Origin of the sequence: Rahnella sp. PD4 (genome assembly GCF_049199325.1) — a bacterium.
Taxonomy (GTDB): Bacteria; Pseudomonadota; Gammaproteobacteria; order Enterobacterales; family Enterobacteriaceae; genus Rahnella; species Rahnella perminowiae.
Map to the genome: position 1 here is coordinate 141047 of NZ_JBLZQF010000007.1, position 12614 is coordinate 153660.

The following is a 12614-nucleotide window of genomic DNA, read 5'->3' on the forward strand; positions in this document are numbered from 1 at the left end:
TGCAGGTTTTACCTGACGGACAACCACCTTCCCGGGCAGACTATTCTTGTTTGCAACAAGACTTGCTTAAATCAGCCAGTCTTGGCTGAGATTACTCTTCGCTGAATAAGTCGCCGCCGTGCATGTCGATCATTTCTAATGCTTTACCACCGCCACGGGCGACGCAGGTCAGTGGATCTTCTGCGACAACAACAGGGATACCTGTTTCTTCCATCAGCAGACGATCAAGGTTACGCAGTAATGCGCCACCGCCGGTCAGCACCATGCCGCGCTCGGAGATGTCGGAAGCCAGTTCTGGCGGACATTGTTCCAGCGCAACCATTACCGCGCTGACGATACCGGTCAGCGGCTCTTGTAAGGCTTCCAGAATTTCGTTGGAGTTCAGCGTGAAACCACGTGGAACACCCTCAGCCAGGTTACGGCCGCGCACTTCGATTTCATGCACTTCATCACCTGGATAGGCAGAACCGATGCTGTGCTTGATACGCTCAGCCGTTGCTTCACCGATCAGTGAACCGTAATTACGGCGTACGTAATTAATGATAGCTTCGTCGAAACGATCGCCGCCGATACGCACAGAAGAGGAATACACCACGCCGTTCAGGGAGATGACGGCAACTTCTGTGGTACCACCACCGATATCCACCACCATTGAACCGGTCGCTTCAGATACCGGCAGGCCGGCACCAATTGCCGCCGCCATCGGCTCTTCAATCAGGAACACTTCACGCGCGCCTGCACCTTGTGCAGATTCACGGATAGCACGGCGTTCAACCTGAGTTGCACCCACTGGTACACACACCAGCACGCGCGGGCTTGGGCGCATGAAACTGTTGCTGTGAACTTGCTTGATGAAGTGTTGCAGCATTTTCTCCGTCACGAAGAAGTCAGCGATAACGCCGTCTTTCATTGGACGAATAGCGGCGATATTGCCAGGAGTACGACCCAGCATCTGTTTTGCGTCGTGACCAACAGCAGCAACGCTTTTAGGTGAACCAGCACGATCCTGACGAATAGCCACAACTGATGGCTCATTCAGCACGATGCCTTGTCCTTTTACATAAATGAGGGTATTGGCGGTACCCAGGTCGATGGACAAGTCGTTGGAAAACATGCCACGAAATTTCTTAAACATAACGAAGGGATAATCCTGCTAGCTGGGGGCGGAAAATAAAATCCGCCTACTTTACCAACCACGCGAAGCAGCGACAAGGCGCAAAAACGTCCTGCTTCCGTGAAAATTGTCCGCGATGTCGCCATTCACTTGCTGTGACTTTTTGAGGCTGATGGCACTGCGAAATAATTCTGTCTCGCAGGCTCGGTTTACCTCGGGCAGGCACCCAGGCGAAGTAGCAACACCGCACATAAATTCTTACACTTTTACCAACATCTTCCCTCCATCTGCGGCCTGAGCACAAGCACCGGCTAGCAGACAAGGGCGTAGGTCAAAAGCTGGCTCATTCTACGTTAAATAATGCATTAACGGTCACTTAAACATCGCGGTTGTGTGAATATTTTTTACCGACCGGTTCAACAGGCTCCGGACCGGCAAAAAAATCCCCCTGCCCGCCGTGGATCCCGCTTTTCAGCAGGACAGCCCATTCCTCTTTTGTCCGCACGCCGGAGGCAAATACCCGCGCCTGAGTCCCTTCGCATGCACTGAGTAAGCTTTGTACAAAGAGCTGATTTTCAACCCTTTTATCAATGTCACGCACTAATCCAGGATGAAGCTTGACTCTTTCCACGGGAAAAGTTTTCAGATAAGAGGTACTGACCACCGTCAGTCCGGCCTGGGAAACAGCCAGACGACAGCCTAAACCCTGTAATAATCTGATCGAAGGACGTAGCCGGTCGGTATGTTGACAGAGATCGGCCTCAGCAAGTTCAATCAAAATTCGATTTCGTTGCGATCTTTCGCACTGCAACAAGGTATCGCGCAGCCAGCGCACAAATGAGCGCTGCAATAATGAATCAACCGTCAGGTGAAATGCTAACGTTTCGTCCGGCCAACGGTTAAGTAACGGAATAATCTGACTTAACATCACCCGGTCAAAGCTTTGCGAGAGTCCGAACTGCACCACCAGCGGAATAAACTCCGCCGCCAGCAATTCCTGCTCACCATCGAAGACCCGGCGCTGTAATTCACGGTGATCGGGTTTGTTGTCCCGGGTGAACGCGGGTTTCTGATAAAGACGCGGGCCGCCGCGCGCCAGTGTATTTTCAAGCAGTGTCCGCCAGCGCACACTGCCACGGCCTTTTTCCGGCACATTTTTATCGTAAATAAACCAGCTGTTACTTCCCTGGAACGCCGCATGCCGCGTCGCCTGCTCAGCCATATCCATCACCTGATCCGGTGTCTGGCCGAAACGGTAAGCACTGATGCCGATATACATCAGCGCGTCACGGTCAATCAGCGACGAGGTCGGCAGAACGCCAAGCGCATTGACGAGCTGGGAGGCCATCACTTCCGCTTCCTTTAAGGTACGGTGTGGCAACAGCACGGCAAAATCACTGTGAAAATAACGTGCCAGCAGCGCATCGACATGACGCATCACGAATGTCGATAACAGATTCACCATCGCCGAACGCAGTTCTTCGACCACGGCCTGACCGTGCGTTTCGCGCATAGTGTCGAAATCTGGCAAGCGCAATAACATCAGCACACCGTGCGCGCCCTTTTCTTCCAGTTGTGTCGCAAGCTGATTGTCAAAGAACAGGCGGTTACTGAGGCCGGTTTGCGCATCCTGCTGAGCATAAGCGCGGATCAGGGTATCCACGCGGCTGCGCTGCTCGCGTGCTTCATTCAGATCCGTCAGCAGACGATCTATTGCGCTGCTGGCAGCATGCGGCCATTCGCCCACATCACCGGACAATCCTTCACGTTCGCCGCGTAATATTCTGACCGCGCGGTCTTCCAGTTTTTCCACGCCGTCCGTTTCCTGACGTAACCAGCGAAAACTCAGCAGCAGCATAGCCAGCATGAGCAGAATGGCGATCCCAATCGTGAATGTAGAACGCAGGGAGCGGATATAGCTGCTGACAGGATCAACATAGGAAATATGCAGCGACATGGCGTGATTTTGCATCAGCGGGATAATGGCAGTGTCATATTCCGGCATCACGCTGTCCCACGAGCGATGCACATCCGGACGCTCATGGTATTCAAAAACAGTGGTGTCATTAAGTTTGACTTCGATATCAGTCACATCGAGCATGCGCATAGCCTGTGGCATCCAGCGCTGGGCTTCTGCGGGAGTGTGCGTCAGCAACGCCTGATCATAGGTTGTTGCAAGCGCCTGAAGGTGTTGCTCAGTGTCTTGTTTATTCAGATAGATAAAGCTGAAAGTGACGCCAAGCAACATCAGTAACATTGCCAGCGCGACTAACATCGTCATCAGTGCCGATAGTCTGGTAGTAAATCGCATCCCTGTGCCTTACTCGCTACGGTGAGGAGGAAACAAACCCTTTCTCTGAGCCTGCTACGAAAAAACGCCGCTACTATAAAACAGAAAAACGCGATGAAAGGAGAAATTTACCAAAGAGTCGTGTGTATACATTCATAGCATAGCAATACAAAAACCAATCAATTCGGAATTCTTATATAAACAGTAAACGCTGACTCAATATCTGCCGGCAGGATGCGGTTTTTTAGCGCGATATCTCGCAAAGCCGCCGTTTTCACGCCATGCTCTGTCTATAACCATAAAAAAATGAATCGCAACAATGAGAATGCCGGAGAATGCTATGTCCACACCCCGCAAACTGACCGAAGCAGACATCACACCCGAAAGTATTTTTTATGACCGACGCAAAGTTTTGCAGGCGCTGGGGATCAGTGCCGCGGCACTCGCAGTCCCTCAAAACGCACGTGCGGATATCCTTTCCTGGTTCAAAGGTCATGACCGCCCGGCCGCCCCAGCCGGTAAACCGCTGGATTTCACCAAGCCCGCTGCTTATCAAAATGACCTGACACTCACCCCCGAGGACAAAGTTTCCGGCTACAACAACTTCTATGAGTTCGGGCTGGATAAAGCCGATCCTGCCGCCAATGCCGGGCAACTGATCACGTCACCGTGGACGTTAAAAATAGAAGGCGAAGTCGCTAAACCGATCACGCTGGATATGGATGACATCATGAAGCGTTTCCCGCTCGAGCAGCGTATCTACCGGATGCGTTGTGTTGAAGCCTGGTCGATGGTGGTGCCGTGGGTGGGTTTCCAGCTGAGTGAAATTCTCAAACTGGCAGAGCCGACCAGCAAAGCGCGTTATGTCGCCTTCACTACCTTATATGATCCGGAACATATGCCAGGGCAGAAAGACCGTTTTATCGGCGGCGGGCTGAATTATCCCTATGTTGAAGGGCTGCGTATAGATGAAGCGATGAATCCGCTGGCGATGCTGACCGTGGGTGTTTATGGCAAAGCACTGCCGCCACAAAACGGCGCACCCATCCGTCTGACCATTCCATGGAAGTACGGCTTCAAGGGGATTAAATCCATCGTGAACATCAAATTTACTCAGGATGAACCGCCGACCACCTGGAACCAGATTGCCTCCAACGAATACGGATTTTATGCCAACGTGAACCCGCATGTGGATCACCCGCGCTGGTCGCAGGCGACGGAACGTTTTATCGGTTCCGGCGGGTTGCTGGACGTTCAGCGCCAGCCGACGTTGCTGTTCAATGGCTATGCCGATCAGGTGGCGTCGCTGTATCACGGTATGGATTTGCGTAAGTTCTATTAAGGAAGAGGCCGTTCAGCTATGCGTCGTTTAAGCCCTGCCAGTATTACCGGATTGAAAGTCATTATTTATCTTGCTGCCATTCTGCCCTTTCTCTGGCTCCTGCTGTCCATCAACCAGGGCTGGTTCAGCGCCGATCCGGCAAAAGATATTCAGCATTTTACCGGTAGGATGACTCTGAAATTTTTGCTGGTGACACTGCTGGTGACGCCTGTCGCGCGCTATGGCAAACAACCGTTGCTGATCCGCACCCGTCGTTTGCTGGGATTATGGTGTTTCGCGTGGGGAACCCTGCATCTTCTGAGCTATTCATTCCTCGAACTGGGGATTAACAATATCCGCCTGCTGGGCAGCGAGCTGATTTCCCGCCCGTACCTCACACTGGGTATCATCTGCTGGATCCTCCTGCTGGCGCTGGCCTGTACGTCGACACTGTGGGCCCAGCGTAAAATGGGCGCTGGCTGGCAAAAGCTACATAATCTCATCTATCTGATCGCCATACTGGCGCCGATCCATTACCTTTGGTCAGTCAAAGTGTTGTCACCACAACCGATCATCTATGCAACACTTGCCGCCATCGTGCTGGCCTTGCGCTATAAAAAATTCCGTCAGTGGCTGCGATAAACCGGGGAAAGCGCGTAGGCACAGCCTCTCAGAATTTCGCCAATTGCGCGCACATTCACCCGTCGAGGGTTGATTATCTTCGCTGATAAGACCAGTATTTAGCTGCGAATTGCCACGATATCATTATAATGCCCGACCTCATGCCGAAGATACGGGCTGATTTGCCGCGAAAAAGGTGACAAACCGGTGACATCAGGGTATTTTCTACAATCTTTGTCTAATTGCCGGAGATAGGCTCACAATGGCGCATAAGTTTGACATTTTGCTACTGAACGGACCTAACCTGAATTTGTTAGGGACCCGTGAGCCTGAAACGTACGGACACACCACGCTCAACGATATTGTTAAAGGTTTGGAAGTTCAGGCTGCTGCTGCCGGTGTGGCACTGAGCCATCTGCAATCCAACGCAGAACATGTCCTGATTGAACGTATTCATCAGGCACGCGGAAACGTCGATTTTATCTTGATCAATCCCGCGGCCTTTACCCATACCAGCGTGGCGCTGCGCGATGCATTACTGGGGGTATCGATTCCGTTTATCGAGATCCATCTGTCGAATGTACATGCCCGTGAGGCGTTCCGGCACCATTCCTATCTTTCCGACATCGCAGTGGGCGTTATTTGCGGACTTGGCGCAGATGGCTACCACTTTGCATTACAGGCAGCGGTTAACCGCTTGTCAAAAACCCACTAATTTCTACGCAAAAAGAGTCCGGAATCACACCCATGGATATTCGTAAAATTAAAAAACTGATCGAACTGGTTGAAGAATCAGGCATTTCTGAACTGGAAATTTCTGAAGGCGAAGAGTCAGTTCGTATCAGCCGTGCTGCACCTGCGCAGGCTTATCCTATGATGCAACAGGCTTATGCCATGCCTGTACAACAACAGCCAGGCCTGGCTGCTGCGGTTGCCCCTGCGGCTGCACCAGCAGAAGCGGCTCCGGCAGCAATCAGTGGCCATATCGTTCGCTCACCGATGGTAGGGACGTTCTACCGTACGCCAAGCCCGGACGCTAAAGCCTTCATCGAAGTGGGTCAGAAAGTGAACGCGGGTGATACCTTGTGTATCGTTGAAGCGATGAAAATGATGAACCAAATCGAAGCAGACAAATCCGGTGTTGTTAAAGCAATTCTGGTAGAAAGCGGCCAACCGGTTGAATTCGACGAGCCGCTGGTCGTCATCGAATAACGAGGCGTACCATGGTAGATAAAATTGTTATCGCGAACCGCGGCGAAATCGCCCTGCGTATTTTGCGTGCCTGTAAAGAAATGGGCATCAAAACCGTTGCTGTGCACTCCACCGCTGACCGTGACCTGAAACATGTGCTGCTGGCAGACGAAACCGTCTGTATCGGCCCTGCAGCTTCAGTAAAAAGCTATCTGAACATCCCTGCCATTATCGCGGCGGCGGAAATCACTGGCGCGGTGGCTATCCACCCGGGCTACGGTTTCCTGTCCGAGAATGCCGATTTTGCAGAGCAGGTTGAGCGTTCTGGTTTTATTTTCATCGGCCCGAAAGCTGAAACTATCCGCCTGATGGGTGATAAAGTTTCTGCGATCCATGCGATGAAAGCAGCCGGCGTACCTTGTGTACCAGGCTCTGACGGCCCGCTGGGCGATGATATGGACCAAAACCGTGCCTTCGCAAAACGCATCGGCTATCCGGTCATCATCAAAGCGTCTGGCGGCGGCGGCGGTCGTGGTATGCGTGTTGTCCGCAGCGACAAAGACCTCGAGCAATCCATCTCCATGACCCGTGCGGAAGCCAAAGCGGCTTTCAACAATGACATGGTTTACATGGAAAAATACCTGGAAAACCCACGTCATGTGGAAATTCAGGTACTGGCTGATGGTCAGGGCAACGCCGTTTATCTGGCTGAACGTGACTGCTCCATGCAGCGTCGTCACCAGAAAGTCGTCGAAGAAGCGCCAGCACCAGGCATTACGGAAGATCTTCGTCGTTTCATCGGCGAACGTTGCGCCAAAGCCTGTGTGGATATTGGCTACCGTGGCGCAGGTACTTTCGAATTCCTGTACGAAAACGGCGAGTTCTTCTTCATCGAAATGAACACCCGTATCCAGGTTGAGCATCCGGTTACCGAGATGATCACCGGTGTGGATTTGATCAAAGAACAGCTGCGTATTGCATCCGGCCAGCCGCTGTCGATCAAACAAAGCGAAGTGAAGGTCAAAGGCCATGCGGTGGAATGCCGTATTAACGCGGAAGACCCTAATACCTTCCTGCCAAGCCCGGGCAAAATCACCCGCTTCCACGCACCTGGCGGCTTTGGTGTTCGTTGGGAATCCCATATTTACGCAGGCTACACTGTGCCTCCGTACTACGATTCCATGATCGGTAAACTGATCACTTACGGCGAAACCCGTGAAGTGGCCATTGCCCGCATGAAAAATGCACTGGCAGAGCTGATCATCGACGGCATCAAAACCAACATTGAACTGCAAATGCGCATTATGGACGACGAGAATTTCCAGCATGGTGGCACCAACATCCACTATCTTGAGAAAAAACTCGGTTTGCAGGAAAAATAAAAAGACCGTACCGTTGCGTACTCTCTTATCAAGGCCGGATATTCCGGCCTTTTTTACGTTTTGAGGGGAGACAAATAAATGGCATTGGATAAACGTTTTTTGCAAGCCAACCGCGAAGCCCGCTGGGCATTCGGGCTAACGATTGCCTATCTGCTGGCATGGTGTTTTGCTGCGTATATTCCTGACGACAAACAGGGTATCACCGGTCTGCCGCACTGGTTTGAAATGGCCTGCCTGCTGGTACCGCTGATTTTCGTTCTTTTAAGCTGGTTGATGGTTCGCGTGATTTATCGCGATATTCCGCTGGAGGACATTAATGCAGACTGAAGTCTTATTGCCACTGATTGCCTACTTACTGCTGGTTTTCGGGTTGTCTGTCTATGCCTATACCCGCCGCGAACAGGGCAACTTTCTGACCGAATATTTCCTCGGTAACCGTTCAATGGGTGGTTTCGTACTGGCCATGACCCTGACCGCCACCTACATCAGTGCCAGTTCCTTTATCGGCGGCCCCGGTGCGGCCTACAAATTTGGTCTTGGCTGGGTATTACTGGCGATGATTCAACTGCCTGCCGTCTGGCTTTCACTCGGCGTACTGGGTAAAAAATTTGCCATTCTGGCGCGTCGTTATAATGCGGTCACGCTGAACGACATGCTTTTTGCGCGCTACCAGAGCCGCTTACTGGTCTGGCTGGCAAGCCTGAGCTTGCTGGTGGCGTTTCTGGGTGCGATGACCGTCCAGTTCATCGGTGGCGCACGCTTGCTGGAAACGGCGGCGGGTATTCCTTATGACACCGGTCTGCTGATCTTCGGCATCAGTATTGCGCTGTACACCGCCTTTGGCGGCTTCCGTGCCAGCGTCCTCAATGATGCCATGCAGGGGCTGGTGATGCTGCTCGGCACTATTTTGCTGTTGATCGCCGTCATTCACGCCGCAGGGGGTCTGCACAGCGCGGTAGATAAGCTCCGGCAAATCGACCCGAAACTGGTGTCCGTGCATGGCGGAGATGACGTCCTTTCACTGCCCTTTATGGCGTCTTTCTGGATTTTGGTGTGCTTTGGTGTGATCGGCCTGCCGCATACCGCTGTGCGCTGTATTTCCTACAAAGACAGCAAAGCGGTACACCGTGGCATTGTGCTCGGCACGATTGTGGTCGCCGTTTTGATGTTCGGTATGCATCTGGCCGGCGCGCTGGGACGTGCGGTATTGCCTGATCTGAAAATCCCAGACCAGGTTATCCCGACATTGATGATCACCGTACTCCCCCCTTACGCCGCCGGTATCTTTCTTGCCGCGCCGATGGCTGCCATTATGTCGACCATCAATGCGCAACTTTTGCAGTCATCAGCGACTATCGTTAAAGACTTGTACCTCGGTATTAAACCGGAGCAACTGACTAACGAGCGTAAGTTAAAACGCTTATCAAGCTGGGCCACCTTTATACTGGGATTATTGGTGTTGCTGGCCGCATGGCGTCCGCCGGAAATGATTATCTGGCTGAACCTGCTGGCATTCGGCGGGCTGGAAGCGGTGTTCCTGTGGCCGCTGGTGCTCGGTTTGTACTGGGAACGGGCAAACGCTGCGGGCGCGCTGAGCGCAATGATTGTTGGCGCAGTTTGTTATACCCTGCTCGCCAGTCTTGACCTGCATATTGCCGGTCTGCATCCGATTGTGCCGTCGCTGTTGCTGAGCCTGCTGGCGTTTTATGCCGGCAATAAATTTGGCAAACAGCCACGCGAAACCGTACTCAGGCCGTCCTGAACGGACGGTAGTGCTATTACAGATTGTTAAGAAGAGAATGGCTATGCCTTGGATCCAACTGAAGATTAATACCACCGGTAACGACGCGGAAACGCTGAGTGATGCGCTTATCGAAAGTGGCGCGGTATCCGTGACTTTCCAGGATACTCACGATAACCCGGTTTTCGAACCGCTGCCCGGCGAAACCCTGTTGTGGGGGGATACTGACGCTATTGGCCTTTACGACGCGGAAACCGATATGGACGAAGTGATCGCTATACTGGAAAACGCACCGCTGCTGGGCAAAGGTTTTGCGCATAAAATCGAACAACTGGAAGACAAAGACTGGGAACGCGAATGGATGGATAACTTCCATCCCATGCGTTTTGGCGAGCGTCTGTGGATTTGCCCGAGCTGGCGCGATGTGCCGGATCCGAATGCCGTGAACGTCATGCTGGATCCGGGGCTGGCGTTTGGTACGGGTACTCACCCGACCACGGCCATGTGTTTGCAATGGCTAGACAGTCTGGATCTGAACGGTAAAACCGTGATCGACTTCGGTTGCGGCTCCGGCATTCTGGCGATCGCCGCGCTGAAGCTGGGCGCAAAGCATGTGGTCGGGATCGACATCGATCCGCAGGCCATACAGGCCAGCCGTGATAATGCCGAACGTAACGGTGTTTCAGAGGGTCTGTCGCTGTATCTGCCGCAAGACCAGCCTGAGGATCTGTCGGCCGACGTGGTAGTCGCCAACATTCTGGCAGGCCCTTTGCGCGAACTGGCTCCCCTTATCAGTGTACTGCCGGTCGCAGGCGGCCATCTGGGACTGTCCGGCGTACTGGCCAGCCAGGCACAAAGCGTGGCGGATGCCTATAAAGACAAGTTTGACCTGGATCCGGTGGCCGAGAAAGAAGAGTGGTGCCGCATCACCGGCATTAAAAAAGCCTGATTTATGTTCCCCGCTCTTTCTGTTTGTGCAGAAAGAGCGGATTTTCTTCTAAAACTCTTTTACGACCTGTTCTCATATTTCTCCTGCCGCACAAAACCCTTACACTTTGCGAGGTTTTATTACTCAACACATGAAAGGGATATCTCTTGAAAGGAAAATTATTCTCTGCCGCGCTGGCCGCACTGACCTTGTCAGTTTCTGCACAACCCGCCTGCGCAAACGAAGCGTCGCACTGGTCATATGATGGCGACACTGCCCCGCAAAACTGGTCGAAACTCAGCCCTGATTTTTATCTGTGTGAACAGGGTAAAGCACAGTCGCCTATCGATATCAAAGATGCATTACAGGTGCACCCCCGCCCGCTTAAGCTCAGCTATCAGTTGCCACCGGTCAGTGTCATTAATAACGGTCACAGCGTGCAGGTAAATGTTCAGCAGGGGGACTTCGTTACACTGGACGGCGAAAAATTCGTTCTGCAACAATTCCATTTCCATTCCCCGAGCGAAAATACCCTCAACGGTAAATCCTTCCCGATGGAGGCGCATTTTGTTCATATGAATGCTGAAGGGGAGATTGCGGTGATTGCGGTGATGTTTGAAACCGGCAAGGCTAATGCCGGACTGGAAAAAATATGGCAACAAATGCCTGATAAAGCCGGAGAACCTGTCGCACTGAAGACGAAAGTTGATCTTCTTAGCCTGATGCCAAAAGACCTGACGCATTACCGCTTCAGCGGCTCACTGACCACTCCACCGTGCACAGAAGGGGTACGCTGGCTGGTGGTTAAAGAGCCTCAGACATTGTCTGAAACCCAGTTGGAGAAATTCCAGCATGCGATGCATCATGCGAATAATCGCCCGGTGCAAGGGCTGCATGGCCGGGTCATCGTCGCGCAATAATTGCGCTTCCCCTTCAAGGCAGCAGAGCGGGCCCGCTGCCTTATATTTAAAACCTGATGCCCTTCCTCTATTCCATGTATTCTCTGCGATATTTCATACACAGAAATATACCGGCTGAAATATGACTCCCTGTTATTTTCCGTAGCCGGTATATCACTCAATACTGTCTGATAAATTACAGTCTCGTGATCTCGTCTTCCTTATTAACATAATCATTAAGATTGTTAAAGCATACTGACAGCTCCTGGCACTCCTGATTAATTCCAGGATATTCTGAGCGAGGCAGGTACCGGGAAAATATGGATGAAATAGGCTCGCATTCCCAGGGCGGCATAACTTTAACGCCACCCAGCCAGTAAACCACATTATTGGCGACCTGAGGATTACCCCGGTTACGGTAAAGCCATCTTATTTCAGCGCTGGTAATATCGCCCGGTCTCTTTTCAATAACCCGCTCAAACGCGATTTCATCAAGGATAAAATGCACCCTTTTATTTCTGGTTTTGGTTTGAAACTCCAGCCCGGCTTTACTGGCCCGAATCCATGCTTCTTTAGCAATATCGAGGTTTGTATTAGAATTTTTGGGGGATAGTTGCCGTATCCTCGCATTTTTCAAACGAGAAATATCCACTTCAACTGTTTTTCCCCAGTGTATGTATTGTGCCTGATGAACTGATTTTATCTGGTGCGGAGATATTCCGTTTTCCAGGTTCCATTTTTGATGGTTACGTAAAAAATGCTTAAATTGGATCGCCCTTTTCGGATCCGCGGTCGCTTCTCCTCTTGAGCGGATTTGTCTATCAGGCGAGTAAAACTTTCCGGGCGCATGCAGCCGGTGGCTTATTTTTGAAACATTGACCACACTGTTGGTCAGTTGATTTTGAATAATAATATCCTGTCGCTTTCTCCCGTGGCGTAATATTTTAATAAATATACCGTTGTCTCTCATCGTGCTTCTAATCGCCCGGCACACCGCATCCCGGGGAGCATCCAGACCATAAATAATGTCCCCGTTTTGAAATTCTTCAATAATTTGTTCAAACATGACCCGTCTCCAAAATAAGGGGCGATCATAATTCAACCAAATAGTAATAAAAATCCTGTTT

12 protein-coding genes are annotated in these 12614 nt (G+C 51.7%); 9 read left to right on the top strand and 3 right to left on the bottom strand.

Annotated elements, in window-relative coordinates; all coding sequences use genetic code 11:
- Positions 1-91: 91 nt before the first annotated feature.
- Both mreB and csrD read right to left on the bottom strand, forming a co-directional pair.
- Positions 92-1135 carry a rod shape-determining protein MreB gene (gene mreB / locus ACOZIO_RS17815; protein ID WP_013577291.1) on the bottom strand — a complete coding sequence of 348 codons (1044 nt, stop codon included), beginning with the start codon at positions 1133-1135 and terminating at the stop codon, positions 92-94.
- Between the two features lie 355 nt (positions 1136-1490).
- A complete protein-coding gene (gene csrD / locus ACOZIO_RS17820; protein WP_266061072.1) occupies positions 1491-3425 on the bottom strand; it encodes an RNase E specificity factor CsrD in 1935 nt (644 codons plus the stop codon).
- A 319-nt stretch (positions 3426-3744) separates the two neighbouring features.
- Here csrD and msrP point away from each other — a divergent pair, with 319 nt between their 5' ends.
- The 9 genes from msrP (at position 3745) to ACOZIO_RS17865 (ending at position 11508) form a co-directional block, all read left to right on the top strand.
- On the top strand, positions 3745-4746 hold the full coding sequence (gene msrP / locus ACOZIO_RS17825) for a protein-methionine-sulfoxide reductase catalytic subunit MsrP (RefSeq protein WP_217138157.1): 1002 nt from the start codon (positions 3745-3747) through the stop codon (positions 4744-4746).
- Positions 4747-4764: 18 nt separating this feature from the next.
- A complete protein-coding gene (msrQ, locus tag ACOZIO_RS17830; protein WP_129991966.1) occupies positions 4765-5367 on the top strand; it encodes a protein-methionine-sulfoxide reductase heme-binding subunit MsrQ in 603 nt (200 codons plus the stop codon).
- 241 nt (positions 5368-5608) lie between these two features.
- A complete protein-coding gene (aroQ, locus tag ACOZIO_RS17835) occupies positions 5609-6061 on the top strand; it encodes a type II 3-dehydroquinate dehydratase (protein ID WP_095924388.1) in 453 nt (150 codons plus the stop codon).
- 32 nt (positions 6062-6093) lie between these two features.
- Positions 6094-6558, top strand: a complete 465-nt coding sequence (accB, locus tag ACOZIO_RS17840; RefSeq protein WP_013577296.1) for an acetyl-CoA carboxylase biotin carboxyl carrier protein — start codon at positions 6094-6096, stop codon at positions 6556-6558.
- A gap of 11 nt (positions 6559-6569) precedes the next feature.
- The gene (gene accC, locus ACOZIO_RS17845; RefSeq protein WP_129954762.1) at positions 6570-7919 is read left to right on the top strand and encodes an acetyl-CoA carboxylase biotin carboxylase subunit; all 1350 of its coding nucleotides are present in this window, start codon (positions 6570-6572) and stop codon (positions 7917-7919) included.
- An 84-nt stretch (positions 7920-8003) separates the two neighbouring features.
- Positions 8004-8246: a YhdT family protein gene (locus tag ACOZIO_RS17850; protein ID WP_165383762.1), complete on the top strand. Its 243-nt coding sequence runs from the start codon at positions 8004-8006 to the stop codon at positions 8244-8246.
- Positions 8236-9681 carry a sodium/pantothenate symporter gene (panF, locus tag ACOZIO_RS17855; protein ID WP_217138156.1) on the top strand — a complete coding sequence of 482 codons (1446 nt, stop codon included), beginning with the start codon at positions 8236-8238 and terminating at the stop codon, positions 9679-9681. The genes ACOZIO_RS17850 and panF overlap by 11 nt, the downstream gene beginning before the upstream one ends.
- A 43-nt stretch (positions 9682-9724) precedes the next feature.
- Positions 9725-10609, top strand: coding sequence for a 50S ribosomal protein L11 methyltransferase (prmA, locus tag ACOZIO_RS17860; RefSeq protein ID WP_129954765.1), 885 nt, complete (start codon positions 9725-9727; stop codon positions 10607-10609).
- Positions 10610-10755: 146 nt separating this feature from the next.
- Positions 10756-11508, top strand: a complete 753-nt coding sequence (locus tag ACOZIO_RS17865) for a carbonic anhydrase (RefSeq protein ID WP_129954766.1) — start codon at positions 10756-10758, stop codon at positions 11506-11508.
- A gap of 175 nt (positions 11509-11683) precedes the next feature.
- Here ACOZIO_RS17865 and ACOZIO_RS17870 read toward each other — a convergent pair whose 3' ends face one another.
- Positions 11684-12553, bottom strand: a complete 870-nt coding sequence (locus ACOZIO_RS17870) for a hypothetical protein (RefSeq protein ID WP_421595551.1) — start codon at positions 12551-12553, stop codon at positions 11684-11686.
- Positions 12554-12614: the final 61 nt, after the last annotated feature.

Coding starts and splice junctions, on each gene's coding strand:
- aroQ (WP_095924388.1), top strand. CDS start 5,609: ATGGCGCATAAGTTTGACATTTTGCTACTGAACGGACCTAACCTGAAT.
- prmA (WP_129954765.1), top strand. CDS start 9,725: ATGCCTTGGATCCAACTGAAGATTAATACCACCGGTAACGACGCGGAA.
- accC (WP_129954762.1), top strand. CDS start 6,570: ATGGTAGATAAAATTGTTATCGCGAACCGCGGCGAAATCGCCCTGCGT.
- msrQ (WP_129991966.1), top strand. CDS start 4,765: ATGCGTCGTTTAAGCCCTGCCAGTATTACCGGATTGAAAGTCATTATT.
- mreB (WP_013577291.1), bottom strand. CDS start 1,135: ATGTTTAAGAAATTTCGTGGCATGTTTTCCAACGACTTGTCCATCGAC.
- panF (WP_217138156.1), top strand. CDS start 8,236: ATGCAGACTGAAGTCTTATTGCCACTGATTGCCTACTTACTGCTGGTT.
- csrD (WP_266061072.1), bottom strand. CDS start 3,425: ATGCGATTTACTACCAGACTATCGGCACTGATGACGATGTTAGTCGCG.
- ACOZIO_RS17870 (WP_421595551.1), bottom strand. CDS start 12,553: ATGTTTGAACAAATTATTGAAGAATTTCAAAACGGGGACATTATTTAT.
- msrP (WP_217138157.1), top strand. CDS start 3,745: ATGTCCACACCCCGCAAACTGACCGAAGCAGACATCACACCCGAAAGT.
- accB (WP_013577296.1), top strand. CDS start 6,094: ATGGATATTCGTAAAATTAAAAAACTGATCGAACTGGTTGAAGAATCA.